Origin of the sequence: Streptomyces sp. NPDC057010, from assembly GCF_042673805.1 — a bacterium.
In the GTDB taxonomy this organism is placed as follows: domain Bacteria; phylum Actinomycetota; class Actinomycetes; order Streptomycetales; family Streptomycetaceae; genus Streptomyces.
Genome location: NZ_JBHUSC010000001.1, coordinates 307136 through 321009, shown reverse-complemented (window position 1 = coordinate 321009; position 13874 = coordinate 307136). Strand labels below are relative to the sequence as shown.

The 13874-nt window shown below is 73.7% G+C and carries 13 protein-coding genes; 5 read left to right on the top strand and 8 right to left on the bottom strand.

Annotated elements, in window-relative coordinates; translation table 11 throughout:
- Positions 1–132 precede the first annotated feature (132 nt).
- Positions 133–321, top strand: a complete 189-nt coding sequence (locus ACFTXQ_RS01465; protein WP_382634675.1) for a DUF6381 family protein — start codon at positions 133–135, stop codon at positions 319–321.
- 84 nt (positions 322–405) lie between these two features.
- Here ACFTXQ_RS01465 and ACFTXQ_RS01460 read toward each other — a convergent pair whose 3' ends face one another.
- Both ACFTXQ_RS01460 and ACFTXQ_RS01455 read right to left on the bottom strand, forming a co-directional pair.
- Positions 406–1518, bottom strand: a complete 1113-nt coding sequence (locus tag ACFTXQ_RS01460; protein ID WP_382634672.1) for an agmatine deiminase family protein — start codon at positions 1516–1518, stop codon at positions 406–408.
- A 122-nt stretch (positions 1519–1640) separates the two neighbouring features.
- Positions 1641–3209: an APC family permease gene (locus tag ACFTXQ_RS01455; protein ID WP_382634670.1), complete on the bottom strand. Its 1569-nt coding sequence runs from the start codon at positions 3207–3209 to the stop codon at positions 1641–1643.
- A gap of 165 nt (positions 3210–3374) precedes the next feature.
- Here ACFTXQ_RS01455 and ACFTXQ_RS01450 point away from each other — a divergent pair, with 165 nt between their 5' ends.
- Both ACFTXQ_RS01450 and ACFTXQ_RS01445 read left to right on the top strand, forming a co-directional pair.
- Positions 3375–4031: a TetR/AcrR family transcriptional regulator gene (locus ACFTXQ_RS01450; RefSeq protein WP_382634667.1), complete on the top strand. Its 657-nt coding sequence runs from the start codon at positions 3375–3377 to the stop codon at positions 4029–4031.
- A 9-nt stretch (positions 4032–4040) separates the two neighbouring features.
- Positions 4041–4868, top strand: a complete 828-nt coding sequence (locus ACFTXQ_RS01445) for a DUF1206 domain-containing protein (RefSeq protein ID WP_382634664.1) — start codon at positions 4041–4043, stop codon at positions 4866–4868.
- Between the two features lie 12 nt (positions 4869–4880).
- Here the strand turns inward: ACFTXQ_RS01445 and ACFTXQ_RS01440 are convergent, their stop codons facing one another.
- Positions 4881–6239 (bottom strand): M64 family metallopeptidase, encoded by a 1359-nt coding sequence (locus ACFTXQ_RS01440; protein ID WP_382634661.1) that lies wholly within the window; start codon positions 6237–6239, stop codon positions 4881–4883.
- Positions 6240–6393: 154 nt separating this feature from the next.
- Here ACFTXQ_RS01440 and ACFTXQ_RS01435 point away from each other — a divergent pair, with 154 nt between their 5' ends.
- Entirely contained in the window at positions 6394–7782 is a 1389-nt protein-coding gene (locus ACFTXQ_RS01435) for a tetratricopeptide repeat protein (RefSeq protein WP_382634660.1), read from the top strand.
- Here the strand turns inward: ACFTXQ_RS01435 and ACFTXQ_RS01430 are convergent.
- Both ACFTXQ_RS01430 and ACFTXQ_RS01425 read right to left on the bottom strand, forming a co-directional pair.
- Positions 7745–9268 (bottom strand): MFS transporter, encoded by a 1524-nt coding sequence (locus ACFTXQ_RS01430; RefSeq protein WP_382634658.1) that lies wholly within the window; start codon positions 9266–9268, stop codon positions 7745–7747. The two genes, ACFTXQ_RS01435 and ACFTXQ_RS01430, sit on opposite strands and share 38 nt — an antisense overlap.
- 38 nt (positions 9269–9306) lie before the next feature.
- Positions 9307–9888, bottom strand: a complete 582-nt coding sequence (locus tag ACFTXQ_RS01425; protein WP_382634655.1) for a TetR/AcrR family transcriptional regulator — start codon at positions 9886–9888, stop codon at positions 9307–9309.
- 156 nt (positions 9889–10044) lie between these two features.
- Here ACFTXQ_RS01425 and ACFTXQ_RS01420 point away from each other — a divergent pair, with 156 nt between their 5' ends.
- The gene (locus tag ACFTXQ_RS01420; RefSeq protein ID WP_382634652.1) at positions 10045–10575 is read left to right on the top strand and encodes a DUF6328 family protein; all 531 of its coding nucleotides are present in this window, start codon (positions 10045–10047) and stop codon (positions 10573–10575) included.
- Positions 10576–10606: 31 nt separating this feature from the next.
- On the opposite strand, the gene ACFTXQ_RS01415 is transcribed toward ACFTXQ_RS01420, so the two are convergent.
- From ACFTXQ_RS01415 to ACFTXQ_RS01405, 3 genes are all read right to left on the bottom strand, one after another.
- The gene (locus ACFTXQ_RS01415; protein WP_382634649.1) at positions 10607–10852 is read right to left on the bottom strand and encodes a DUF6158 family protein; all 246 of its coding nucleotides are present in this window, start codon (positions 10850–10852) and stop codon (positions 10607–10609) included.
- Positions 10849–12642 carry an enoyl-CoA hydratase-related protein gene (locus ACFTXQ_RS01410; protein WP_382634647.1) on the bottom strand — a complete coding sequence of 598 codons (1794 nt, stop codon included), beginning with the start codon at positions 12640–12642 and terminating at the stop codon, positions 10849–10851. Before ACFTXQ_RS01410 ends, ACFTXQ_RS01415 begins: the two co-directional genes overlap by 4 nt.
- A 151-nt stretch (positions 12643–12793) precedes the next feature.
- A complete protein-coding gene (locus tag ACFTXQ_RS01405) occupies positions 12794–13702 on the bottom strand; it encodes a LysR family transcriptional regulator (RefSeq protein WP_382634644.1) in 909 nt (302 codons plus the stop codon).
- Positions 13703–13874 lie beyond the last annotated feature (172 nt).

The following is a 13874-nucleotide window of genomic DNA, read 5'->3' as shown; positions in this document are numbered from 1 at the left end:
AAGGCAGCCGACCGGGCCGGGCGCGCCCGGCCCGCCGGACGGGTCACGCTCGGTGACCGTTCGAGATGCGCACTCCCGGCGCTGCTGGTTCGCTGAATCCGCCCGCTCTCCCCACTGATCCAAGGAGTGATCATGAGCGTTTCAGGCGAGTCCCGCGGCCGTTCCCAGCAGATGCGCGCCAAGGCCCAGGAACTGATCGAGGCGGCCGACCGGTCGACCGACCCCGAAGAGCGCCAGCGGCTGAAGGAGAAGGCCCGTCGCCTCCAGGAGCAGAGCGACCGCGAGGGCACGATGGACGACCGGGGTATGGACCCCATGTAGCCCGTCCCGCCCCTCCTCCCCCCGTGGACACCGGCCGGTGGCCGCCGCGATCCCCCGTCGCCGCGGACACCGGCCGGTGCGTTCTCAGGCGGTGACCGCGGGGACGTGCTGGGTCACGCAGTGGACGCCGCCGCCGCCCCAGGCCAGGACGCGCGCCCGGGTGCCGACGACCTCGCGGCCGGGGAAGAGGGTGGCGAACTGCGCGAGGGCGAGGGCGTCGGTGGACTCCCCGGAGGTGGGTACGACGACGCTGCCGCTGGTCAGGTAGTAGTTGGTGTAGCTGAAGGTCTCGACGGTCAGCCCGTTCTGGCGGAAGTGCGGCTGGTGCTGCATCTCCACCACCTGGAAGGGCCGGCCGCAGGCGTCGGTCGCGGCGTTGAGGACCGCCTTGTTGGCGGCCATCCGGGCGTGGTTGGGGTTGGCCGGGTCGGGCTGGGTGTGGAGCAGGACCTTGGCGGGGCCCAGGTAGGAGGCGACGAGGTCGACGTGCCCGTTGGTGATGTCGTCGTGGTAGAGCCCGTACGGGAGCCAGATGAGCTTGCTCGCTCCGTACGCGGCGAGCAGCGTGGCCTCGATCTGCGCGCGGGTCATCCCGGGGTTGCGGTTGGGGTTGAGCAGGCATTCCTCGGTGGTGATGAGGGTGCCCTGGCCGTCGGTGAGGACGGAGCCGCCTTCCAGGACCATGCCGACGGGCTTGCGGGTGTCGCCCAGGTAGGCGCACACGCCGACGGGGAGGAAGTCGTCCTTGTCGTACGGGTACTTGTTGCCCCAGCCGTTGAAGCCGAAGTCGACGCCGATGCGGTGGGTCTTCGCGTTGTTGACCGCGAAGATCGGGCCGGTGTCCCTGGTCCAACAGTCGTTGATCGGGTACTCGGTGACGGTGACGGTGCTGCCGCACTGGGCGCGCGCCGCGGCGGCCTGGCCCGGTTCGGCGACCATGATCACGGGCTCGAAGCGGGCGATGGCCCGGGCGATGCCGGCGATCTCGGCCTGGACGTCGGGGAGCAGCCCGCCCCATCCGACCTGCCGGTCCCACGGCCACGCCATCACGCAGGCGGCGTGCGGCTCCCATTCGGCCGGTGCGTGGTGCGGGTCCTCGCCGGGCGAGGCGAAGGCGGTACGGCCGAGCAGGGGGACGGCGGCGGCCGCGAGGGCGGCGGCGCCGAAGCCGCGACGCGTCATACGTGGCAGGTCCATGACAGTGCTCCTTCGGTGGGGATTCGTCCCGCCCAGGGCCGGACGGCCCCGGGGATGAGGGATGAGGGATGGCAGGGGGGATGGGGGGAAAGGGGGATGGTGGAAAGGGGGGAGCGGGTGGATCAGGGGCGCTCGGCGGCGAGTACGCCCGCCTGCCCGTCCTCGCTCTGCCCGCTCTGCTCGTCCGGGCCGCTCTCCTCGCGGGCCTGGGCGGCGAGCAGCGCCTTCTGCGGCTTCTTGGCGACCAGGTAGACCAGCCCGGCGGTGATCACCACACCGGTGCCCAGCAGGCCCGCCCAGATCTGGTACCAGGGGGCTCCCGGCGGGGCGAGGACGGCGCGCGGCCAGCACACGTTGGCGACCTCGAAGGCGGTCCAGAGCACGGCCAGCACGTTCAGGAAGGTGCCCTTGCGTCCCAGCCGGATGTGGCCGGAGGGGACCCAGGTGCCGCGCAGGCGGGCGATCAGGGCGGCCAGGCTGACCAGGAAGAACGGCAGGAAGGTCGCGGCGGTGCCGAAGGCGATCAGGCTGCCGATCGCGGTGGCGTTCAGGCCGAGCAGCAGGCCCGTACAGCTGACGAGGGTCGAGGCGACGAGTCCGCCGATGGGCGCCTGGCGGCGGTTGACCTTGCGCACCTGGCCGGAGAAGGGGAAGACGCCGTCGCGGGCCAGCGAGTAGACCCCGCGGGCGGCCCCGCCCTGGGAGGCCATGGCGCAGGCGAGGAATCCGACGAGGACGACCGCCACGAAGGGCTTGTCGGACCAGGAGCCGAAGGCCGTGGTGACGGCGGTGGTCACCGGGTCGAGGTCCTCGCCGGCGACGACGGCCTGCGGCGCGGGGTGGGCGAGGGCGACGGCCATCGCGTTGAGGATGACCACGAGGCCGACGCTGAGCAGCGCCCACCACATGGCGCGCGGCACCTGCCGCCCGGCGTCCTTGGTCTCCTCGGCGGTGGAGACGCAGGCGTCGAATCCGATGAAGCCCCAGCCGGCGACGGCCAGGACGGCGAGGAAGGCCACGACGGTCGATCCGCCGGAGAGCTCCTCGGCGCCGAGGGTCTCGGTGAACAGCGAGAAGCCGTGCTCGCGGAAGAACAGCAGGAGCGCGAAGCCGACCAGCACGGAGGCGATGGCCTCCGCGGCGATGCCGAGCGAGACGAACCAGCTCAGGATCCGGATGCCGTACGCGTTGACCAGCATGCAGCCGAGCAGGATCCCGGCGGCCACCGCGACCAGGGAGCCCGGGGTGGGCGTGGCGCCGACGAGGGCGAAGGCCCAGGGTGCCGCCAGGTACGCGACGGTGGTGTTGCCGAACATCACGGCGAACTGCCACACCCAGCCGCTCATCCACCCGAAGGACGGGCCGAGCAGGCGCCGGCCCCACTGGTACGGGCCGCCGGCGAGCGGCCACTGGGAGGCCAGCTCGGAGTAGACGTTCACCACGAGGCACTGCCCGAGGAGCACGATCGGCAGGGCCCAGACCCAGGCGGGCCCGGCGATCATCGTGCCGACCATCGAGACGGCGTACAGGGCGACGACCGGCGAGACGACGGCGAAGCCCATGGCAATGTTCCCCAGGATGCCGAGACTGCGGCTGAGCTCCTGGGTGTAGCCGAGGTCCGCCAGGCGTGCGGCGTCGGTGTCGGCACCTGCGCCGCCCGGTTCAGGGCGTGCGGGGGCAAGGTCGGGCATGGCGTACCTCTCGCAAAGCGGGACGCGGCGGTCGGCCGGCGCACCCCGGAAGCTAAATCTAACGTTGTTAGGTTGCGGGAATGCGGGGACCTTAACCCCGGCCCGGACCCCTTGGGAAGCCCCTGCGTACGGGTAATCTGGCGGCCGATGACGAGGGGGATCACCGTGGGCCGACCGAACCAGCCGCTGCTCAGCCGCGGGAACATCGCGCGCGCGGCCCTGGAGCTCCTCGACGAGGAGGGCCCCCAGGCGCTGAAAATGCGCACGCTCGCCGACCGGCTCGGGGTCAGGGGCGCCTCCCTGTACCACCACGTCGCGTCCAAGGACGACGTCCTCGACGCGGTCTCGGAGCTGATCAACGAGGAGATCGATCTGAGCCCGCTCGACGCGCCCGACTGGCGGGAGGGGATCGCGGCCTACGCCCGCGGCTACCGCCGGGTGTACCTGCGCCACCCGAACGCGATCGCCCCGGCCGCACGGCGAGCCGTCGAGGCGGCCCCGGCCCTGCGCGGCTACGACGCGCTGCTCGCCACCCTGATCCGGGCCGGCTGCACGCCGGCCCGCGCCGCCGAGGCCGCCGCCGCCATCGACTACCTGGTCCTCGGATCGGCGCTGGAGACCTTCACCGCTGGATTCACCCGCCCCGCCGGCGAGTACCGGCCGGACTATCCGGCCCTGGCCGACTCGCTGACCGGAGCCGCCGCCACCGGCGCCGGCCTGGCCGAACTCGACGACCGCGGCTTCGAGCTCGGCCTCGGCCTGGTCCTCGACGGTCTCTCCGCCCGGTCCGCCCAGGGACATGGAGCGGTCGAGCCCGGGTAGCCGCGTGGCATGACGGGCAGCGAAACGACACGCGAAGGCGTACGGACCGCCTCACGGGGCGGCATGGGCCGCGAGGTGGCGGCCCGGTGCGGACTGGTGGCGCGCGGAGTGCTGTACGTGCTCGTCGGCGTACTCGCGGTCCGCATGGCGTTCGGTGACAGCGGGCAGCAGGCGGATCGCATGGGCGCACTGCAGGAGCTCGCGGGCAAGCCCTTCGGCGGCGTCCTGGTCTGGGCCGTCGGGATCGGCCTGGTGTGCATGATGCTGTGGCGGCTGTCGGAGGCGGTGTTCGGCGCGGCCGGCCCCGACGGCGGCAAGGCCGCGAAGCGGCTGGCGTCGGCGGCCCGGGCCGTCTTCTACGCGGTCGTCGCGTTCTCCGTGCTGTCCTTCGCGGCCGGCTCCGGCAGCGGGCGGTCCGGGGACGAGCAGTCGCGCGACGTGACGGCGAAGGTGCTCGACCTGCCGGGCGGCCCGTGGTGGGTGGCCGCCGTGGGTGCGGCGATCGCCATCGGGGGCGTCGTGATCGCCGTGGGGGCGGCCCGGCGCACGTTCCGCAAGCACCTGGCGCTGGACAGGACGCCCGAGGGGGTCCGCAAGGCGGTCGAGTTCCTCGGTGTCGCCGGCGGCGTGGCCCGGGGCGCCGTCTTCGCCGCCGCCGGCGCCTTCCTCGTGTACGCGGCGGTGCGCTACGACCCCTCGGAGGCGAAGGGCGTCGACGACACCCTCCGCGCCTTCACTCAGACTCCGGCGGGACCGTGGCTCCTCGTGGTGGTCGCCGCCGGGCTCGTCCTGTTCGGGCTGTTCTCCTGGGCCCTGGCCTGCTGGCGCCGGGTCTGAGCGGACCTCCGGCTACAGCCGGACCGTCCACTCGGCCGTGGAGCGCAGGGTCCGGGCGATCTGCGGGTCGCGCACCGAGGGCGTGCGGTCCTCGGCCGTCACGGACAGCCGGTGCGTGCGCAGGTCGAACAGCCACAGCTGAGCGACCGGCACCTCCGTCCGGCCCTCGAACCTCTTCAGCTCCCGCCCGTCCAGGTACCAGCGGACCACCAGCTGCCGGCCGTCCGCGCCGGCCAGCCTCGGCACGGCCGCCTTCGCCGTGTGGCGCACCCGCAGGGTGCGGTCGGTCGGGGTCAGCGGGGTGACCGTCCTGGCGTGCCGGTGGAACCCGGCGATCATCGCCTCGACACCGGGCAGGTTGAAGGGCTTGCCCAGCACCCGCATGATCGAGTTGTCGGTGGGCCGGTAGAGCCCGGTGGTGAAGTAGCCGCCGCCCTCGTACGCGCCGACGGTCCCGCCGTCCGGGGACTGTTCGCCCAGCCAGCGGTACCACTTGGCCCGTTCCGCGGCCATCCGGTCCGCGGGCAGGGTGGAGCTGTTGGACTCGGCGGGCTCGGGGCCGGTGTACTTCTCGTAGTCCGGGACGCCCGCGTAGAAGTACTCGTCGGCGAGCTTGCCCAGGGAGTGGCCGGTCTCGTGGATGGCGACCTGCCCGGACTTCGCGTGGCCGGCCGAGGCCGTGGATATCCCCTCGTAACCGAGGGTGGCGCTGGGCTCGTTGTAGCCCGCGCCGCCGTACTTCGCGCTGTTGGCCAGCACGATGACGAGGTCCGCGGCCGGGGCCTTCGCCACGTACGCGTCGACCTTGGGCTGGTCGATGCAGAGCAGCCGCTCGATCTCCTCGCACCAGAAGTACGAGCCGAGGGCGGTGTCGCGGACCACCGCCCGGTCGGGGTCTCCGGAGACGCCCGACTCGCGCGAGACCGCGTCGACCGTCCAGACGTTGAAGAGGGCGCGGTAGGTGGTGTAGGGCTCCACGGCGGTGACCTCGGCCCACTTCCGGCTGACGTCGGCGTGGAAGCGGTCCAGCTCGGCGGCGGTGTAGCCGTCGCCGACGAAGACCACGTCGAGCCGGTCGGCGGTGGGCCCGTTGTCGACCACCTTGGCGACTTCGCCGTCGGCCGCCCGCTGGGCTTCCGAGAGTTGTCCCGTGCTCTTCGAGCGGGTTCCCGCGGCCGGTACGAGGGCGTGCCCCGAGCCGGCCTCCCCGCCGTGCTCCGGCCCCGGGATCTCCACCGCCACCCGGGGTTTGGGCGGGGCGTCCGCCGCCCCCGCCGGGGCGGCGGCGAGCAGCATCGCGGTCGCGCAGGCCGCCGCGAAGGCGCCGCGCAGCGTGGCGCGCAGGGCTGGACGGCGTACGGCTGGACTCATCAAGTCCTCCCCCGGGAAAGGTGGTTGAGCGGCGAATGGTTAAGCAGCGAGATAAGCACGCTGAATCGGCTGCTTAAATTAGGTGGCGCAGGGGACGTGCGCAATGGCCCGGTCCCCCTGAATACTGGGGAGTTCGAGCTACCAGGGGGACTTCGTGGACGAACCGGCCCGCATCGGGCGCAGAGTTCAGCGCATGCGCACCGAACTCGGCATGACCCAGCGTCAGTTGGCCGAGCCCAGCTATACGCCCGCCTACATCTCGACGCTGGAGTCGGGCAAGGTCCGCCCCTCGGAGACGGCGCTGCGCTTCCTCGCCGGGCGCCTGAACACCTCGTACGAGGAACTCGCCACCGGCCGCCCCGCCCACCTGGCCACCGAGCTGCGGCTCGCCCTGGCCGACGCCCAGCAGACGCTCGCCACGGGCGCCGCCGTCGAGGCCGCCGTCCGCTACCGGGTACTGCTCGCCGAGGCCGAACACCTCGGACTCGCCCCGGAGCAGGCGGAGGCACGGCTCGGGCTCGGTGACTGCGCGCTGGAATCCGGGGAACTCCCGGAGGCCATAGGCCACTTCGAGGCGGCGGAGCGGCTGCTGGCGGGTGAGCCCCTCCCCCGCCGGGCCCGCCCGATCCGCGGCCGCGCCATCGCCCACCTGCTCGCCGGGGAGCTGCGCTACGCCTGCTACCTCCTCGAATCCACCATCGACGAGCTGGGCACGAGCGGGCTGGCCGACCCCGAGGCGCTGGTGCTGCTGTACGCGGCGGTAATCGGGCCGTACATCGACATGGGCGCGCACGCCCGCGCGGCCCACGCCGCCGAACTCGCCCTCGCACTGGCCCCGCAGGTCAGCGATCCGGCGCTGGTCGCGGGCATGCACCGGCAGGTGGCGCGGACCTTCCTCGCCGAGGGGCGGGTGGCCGACGCCGACGCCTCACTGGCCAAGGCCCAGGCGATCTACGGGCAGTTGCGGCTGCGGACCGATCTGGCGCACTGCCACTGGATGCGCGGCTACGTCCAGGCGCAGAACGGCGAACTGGAGGCGGCCGAGCGGGAGTTGCGTACGGCGCGGGAGATGCTGTCGGCCCGCCGCGCCGCCCTGTACACGGCGCAGGTGGAGGTCGAGCTGGCCGACGTGCTGCGCCGGCTCGGCCGGTTCGCAGAAGCCCAGGAGCTGCTGTCGGCGCTGCTGCGGCCGGGGGACCTGGGGGACAGCCACGGCGCCGTGCACGCGGGCGGCGCGCACCGGCTCCTCGGCCTGATGGCCGAGGAGCGCGGCGAGCCCGAGACCGCCGAGGAGCACTACGTCCAGGCGCTGGCCCTGCTGGAGCGAAGTGGCGCCACCGGCGACCTCGCCGATCTGTGCCGGCTCCTGGGCGACCTGTTGCGGCGTACGGGCCGGATCGAGGCGGCCCTGGACGCGTACCGCACGGGCCTGGGCCACCGGGCGGTGCCGGGCACCACCACACTGGGCCCGGCGCCCGCCGCTCCCGCGTTCCGCTCCGAGCGGGTCAGTGGTTCTCGGTGGGCTGGAGATCGCGCGGAATGAGCGCCCAGGTGGTGGCCGCGGCGGCCACCGCGAGGGCTCCGGCCATGAGGAACGCCGGGGTGATCGCCAGGGTGTAGGCGTGCGAGGCGGTGTCGAACAGGGCCTGGCCGACGGCCCCGCCCAGCCGCTCGGCGGTGTGGGCGGCCTCGCCGACGGAGTCCCGCACGGCCGCGGCGCTCGGCCCGTCCAGGTCGAGGGCGGGCAGGTTGCCCCGGTAGAGCGCGGCCGCGGTGGAGCCGAGGATGGCGACGCCCATGGCCGAGCCGAGCTCGTAGCAGGTCTCCTCGATGGCGGCCGCGCTGGAGACCTCGTCCGCAGGGGCGGCGGAGATCAGCGTCACCGAGGCCACCGTGGTCGCGAGCCCGGCACCCAGGCCCATGATCGTCAGGGCTGCGGCGAAGGCCGGGTAGCCGAGTTCGGTGAACTGCTGGAAGCCCCAGGGCAGGGCCATGCCGGCGGCGAGCACGACCAGTCCGGCGCCGAGCACGTGCCGGATCGCGAAGCGCTGCATGAGGGTGGGGGCCACCATCGAGGCGCAGATCAGCGCGAGCGGCGCGGGCAGCAGGCGCAGACCGGCCTCGAGCGGGGTGTAGCCCTGGCCGTACTGGAACCACTGGGTGACGAGGAAGAGGATCGCGCCCATGCCCATCATGGGCAGGAAGATCGCGGTGGCCGCGACGCTGAAGGCGGCCTTGGTGAAGAGCCGCACCTGGAGCAGCGGGTTGTCCACGCGCAGCTGGCGGCGGACGAAGACGGTCAGCGCCACGACGGCGAGGGCGAGCAGGGCCCAGGGCAGCGGGTCGGCGGCACCGCTCTTGCCGAGCTGCTTGATGCCGCCGGCGAGGGCGAGCATGCCGACGATCGACTGGCCGACGCCCCACCAGTCCCAGCGGCCGGCGCTGCGCGGGGAGCGCGATTCGGGCAGGTAGCGGGCACCGGTCGCGATGATGAGCGCGGCGACGGGGAGGTTGAGGAGGAAGGCGGAGTGCCAGCCGTAGTCCTGGACCAGCAGTCCGCCGACGACGGGGCCGAAGGCCATGCCGCCGCCGAAGACGGCCGCCCAGACGGCGAGTGCGAAGGCGCGCTCCTTGGCGTCGGTGAAGACGCTGCGCAGGATCGACAGGGTGGAGGGCATGATGGCCGCGCCGCCGATGCCGAGCAGGGCGCGGGCCGCGATGACGTGCCAGGCCTCGGTGGAGAAGACGGCTATGAGCGAGGCCAGCGAGAAGATGCCGAAGCCCGCGATGAGCAGCCGCTTGCGCCCCCAGCGGTCGCCGAGCGCACCGGCCGTGACGAGGAGGCCGGACAGGGCCAGCGCGTAGACGTCGATGATCCACAGTTGCTGTACGGCGCTCGGCTGGAGGTCGCCGACGAGGGAGGGGAAGGCCACGTTCAGGATCGTGGTGTCCATGGAGATGAGCAGGAGGCTGCCCGAGAGGATCGCCAGGACGATCCACCGGCGGGGGTCCGGCGAGGGGGTGTGCATGAGGTTCCGTTCAGGGGTGGAGCACGGTGCGGAGCGGGTCAGGGTGCGGGCGCCGGGGGTGGGGGCACCGCGCTGGTCCGCGTTCCGCTGAGGAAGGAGGTCAGCACCAGGTGACCGGTCTGGCGGGGGGCGAGGTGCCCGTCGCGTACGCCCTCGGCGGCCGCGTCGAGCAGACCCCAGAGCGAGTACCAGATCCAGTAGGGGGGCAGGTCGGTGCGCAGGCGCCCGAGCCGCTGGCCGAGCGCGAGGAAGGCCAGCGCCCGCTGGTCCTGCCGGTCCACGCCGGCCCGGAACTCGGGGTCCGCGAGGACGGTGGCGTCGCGCGAGGTGAACCCGTACAGGTGCGCGGCGGGCAGCAGGGCCACGACGAGGTCCTCCAGCGCGGCGTCGAAGGCCTCCCCGTCGGCGGTCTCCGGGAGGTCGACCGGGGTCAGGCACTCGTCGACCACCTGGATCGCGCGCACGGCCACGGCCTTCAGCAGGGCCTCGCGGGTCGCGTAGCGGCGGCTGAGGGTGGCGCGGCTGGTGCCGATTCCGGCGGCGATCTGCACCATCGAGGCGCTGTGATCCCCGGCGAGGACACGCGCGGCGGCGTCGAGCAGTTCTTCTTCGTGCACCATGACGGGTGAGCCTCCTTCGCCTCGAACGATACAAACTTGTCTCACTCGAAGCAAATGTGATCCATCACCGGCGTCGGCGGGCGGTACCGCCCCCTACGCAGGGCACCTGCGCCGGGTGCAGCATGAGGGGGTACGCACAGCCACCGCGGAGGCGCCATGCGGGACGACGGACAGGACGACGGCAGCGGGAGGCGTCACGGCAGGGGCAACGGGAGGGACGACGGCCGGGACGAGAGCCCCGAGGAGCGGGCCGACCGGCAGTGGACGGAGCTGGTGCAGGAGATCCGTGTCGCCCAGACGGGCGTGCAGATCCTCTTCGGCTTCCTGCTGACCGTCGTCTTCGCCCCGCAGTTCCACGATCTGCCCCAGGTGGACAAGACGATCTACGTCGTCACCGTGGTCCTCGCCTCGCTGGCCACCGGCGCCCTCATCGGCCCCGTCGCCTTCCACCGCATCGTCAAGGGCCGCCGCATCAAGCCGCAGGCCGTCGCCTGGGCCTCACGGCTCACCTTCGCGGGCGTCATCCTGCTGCTGGCCACCCTCACCGCCGCGCTCTTCCTGGTCCTGCGCGTGGCCACCCGCAGCGCCGCGGCCCCGTGGCTGGTGGCCGGAGTACTGGTGTGGTACCTGCTGTGCTGGTTCGCCCTGCCGCTGTGGGCGCGGGCCCGCTACACCAGGAAGGGCTGACGCCCGCCCGGCTCCGCCGCCCTGCTCGGCGTCATTCCCCCTCGGAGGTGCGGGCGCGGGCGCCCGAACGGGTCCGGGCGGCGGTCTTCGCCCGCTCCGGGTGACGGCGTACGTACTCGTGCTCCAGCTCGTTCATCCGCTGCGTATGGGTGACCAGGGCGTCGTCCGACCCGTGCAGCAGCGTCTCGTGGCGCGTGCGGTGGATGGCCTCCAGCTCCTTGAGCAGCCGGCCCTCCTCCAGATTCCGCGCCGACGGACCGCCGTCGTGCTCCGTCATGACCCGTGCACCTCCTCCACGCCCGACCGGGCCGTAGGCCGTCTGTCCGCTTCCATCATCCCCTCCACCCCGTCCTTCCGCCGGTAGGGCAGCGGCGCCGTGTTGCGGCCGGGCACCGTGCGCGCCAGGTGGGGCGGGGTGGCGGTCGGGGGCTCCTTGCGCACGAAGGCCCGGCGCAGGGCGTGGTACGGGGCGTGCGGATCGCGGAAGGTCTGCCGCAACCGGGCCAGTTCGGCCTCCCGGTAGGCGGCCAGCGGTCTCTCGGCCTCGTCGCGGTCGCGGTGTGCCTTCTTCTCGGCGATCCGGGCGGCCGTGGCTGGCAGGGCCGCCAGCCGCAGTGCGATCCGCGCCGTCTCGGCGGCGAAGGCCTGGGGCGGGCAGGGGATCGTACGGTCGACCAGTCCGAGCCGGTGCGCGGCCTCGGCGCTCAGCGGCAGGGCCTCGGCGGTGAGGCGCTCCGCGACGCCGGTGCCGGCGCGCCGCGGCAGGGTGTACGTCCCGTACGCGCAGCCGTCGAGTCCCATCAGGCGGTGGTGCGGGTTGAGCACGACCCCCGAGCGGCACCAGACCTCGTCGGCGGCGAGGGCGAGCATGGCCCCGCCGGCGGCGGCGTTGCCTCCGAGGGCGGCGACGACCAGCCGGTCGGTGGTGGTGAGGACGGCCTCGACCAGGTCGTACAGGGCGTCGGCGTTGGCAGTGGACTCCTCTGCCGGGTCGGCGGCGGCCTCGATGACGCCCAGGTGCATGCCGTGGGAGAAGAGGTCGCGGCCGCCGCCGAGGACGAGGACGGCGGTGGGGCGGGTACAGGCGATCCGGTAGGCGTTCAGCAGGCGCCGGCAGTGGGCGGTGCTCATGGCGCCGCCGGGGAAGGAGAAGGTGAGGAAGCCGGTCCGGCCCTCCTCGCGGTAGCCGATGTCGGACCAGGTGCGGCGGCGCGGGTCGGTGTGGAGCGGGGCGGGGTGCTCCCGCAGCGGGGGCAGCCGGTCGGCGAGCGCCACGGTGGCGGGCAGTTTGGGGGCGGCGGGCTCGCCCGGTGCGCGCGGGGCCCGGAGTTCGGGGATCCAGACGGCGCCGTCGGCGGTGGCCCGGCAGATCGCGCCCGCCCGGGTGGCCAGCAGCTCCCCGGGGCGGCCGCTCAGGCGGTCCTCGTGGTGGCCGCCGTGCAGGAACCACTCGGCGCCGAGCAGTTCGTCCCGTACGCCGGGCTGCGAGTCGGCGGCGCGCAGTGCGCGCAGGACGCGCTCGGTGGAGTCCGCCTCCCAGTCGATGCGGCGGTTCTCCTGGCGCAGCGCGGGGTGGGCGTGACCGGCGGGCGGCGGCTGGGGGGTGTGGGTGCCGGAGGCGAAGCGGTGGACGGCCAGGAGGACGGCGGCCAGGGCTGCGTCGGCGATCTCGCCGCGGTAGAGGTCGCTCTTGGCCACGGGCGGTACCGGGCAGTCGACGTGGGCCCAGACGGGGCCGGCGTCCATCTCCCCCGCGGCCTCGAGGACGGCGACGCCCCAGCGGATCGCCTGCTCCTGGATGGCCCGGTCGAGGGAGGCGGGGCCGCGGTCGCCGACGGGTCCGGGGTGGACGACCAGGCAGGTGTGGGCGGCCCGGACTTCGGCCGGCACGGCGGTCCGCAGCATCGGGGCGAGGACGAGGTCGGGGCGGTGGCGGCCGACGGCCTCGGTCAGGGGGACGTCGGGCAGGGCGAGTTCGAACGCCACGCTGTGGCCGTGGTCGCGGAGCTCGGCGTGGACTCGCTGCGCGAGGCTGTTGAAGGCGCTCGCGAGGAGCAGGACGTGCACGTGATCTCCCAGCGGCGGCCCGGGACCGGAACATGACCGGCCGCCTGAGATGGTCGGGCACGCGGGGCCGGACCCGCCCGGCGCCGAGCGGGGCCGTCACCCGAACGCGTGGCGGCCGCACGGCCACTTGGCCGCACCCCGGTCCGGGAGGTCACGACTGCCCGGCGGCGCGTGCCCGGCAGGTGCGGGCGACCTCGGCGGCGAAGGCGCGGGCGGGCGGTGCCAGCGCGGACCAGCGGCGGACCGCCCAGCCGACCGCGAGGGGCGGCAGCGCGGGGATCGGGACCAGCCGGATCGGGCCGTCGGTGCCGGGGACGCGCCAGCCGGGGAGCGCGGGGACGACGGCGTGACCGAGGCCCAGTTCGGCCAGGAGCAGGGCGGTGTCCCAGTCGGCGACGCTGGTGTCGGACCGTACGCGGATGCCGGACGCGGCGAGGGCGGCGTCGAGGTGGGCGCGGGAGGCGGAGTTCTCCGGGAGGCGGATGTGGCGGATTCCGGCGAGGTCGGCGGTTTCGATCCGGGGCCGGTCCGCCAGGGGGTCGTCGGCGCCGACCGCGAGCACCCAGGGCAGTTCCATGACGGGCCGCTGCTCGATGCCGCGGACCGGGCCGCCGATGGTGATCCAGGCGAGGTCGAGGTCGTCGGCGGCGAGGGCGTCGAAGCAGCTGCGGCTGGAGTTCTCGGTCTGGAACTCCAGGCTCACCTGCGGGTGCCGGCGGCGGAAGGCGACGACGGCCTCGGACATGAAGTGCCGGACGGTGGTGGCGCCGGTGGTGACGCGCACCGAGCCGGCGTCGCCCCGTACGAGGTGGTCCAGGCGGCGCAGGGCCCCGTCGAGGCCGGCGATGCCGTCGGCGGCGGCCGCCTGGAGGACACGGCCGGCTTCGGTGGGCACGACCCCGCGGGCGTGGCGTTCCAGCAGGCTCGCGCCGGTCTCCTTCTCCAGCCGGCGGACGTGCTGGCTGACGGCGGACTGGGTGCGGCCGAGGTCGCGGGCGACGGCGCTGAGGCTTCCGGCGCGGCACACGGCGACGAAGACGCGGAGGTCGTCGAGGGTCATGAGCCCCAAGGTATCTCTTGGGTGAGCGGAGGAAACAGGTGGATTGACTTGGGGTTTGGGCTGGATCACGATCGGTACACGGCCCGGGCGGCAACCCGTTCGAGCCTTCGCCACAGGGGTCCGGACCCCCGGCGGAGGCGGCAACGGGTGTCGACCCACGCTCGGCGAGCAC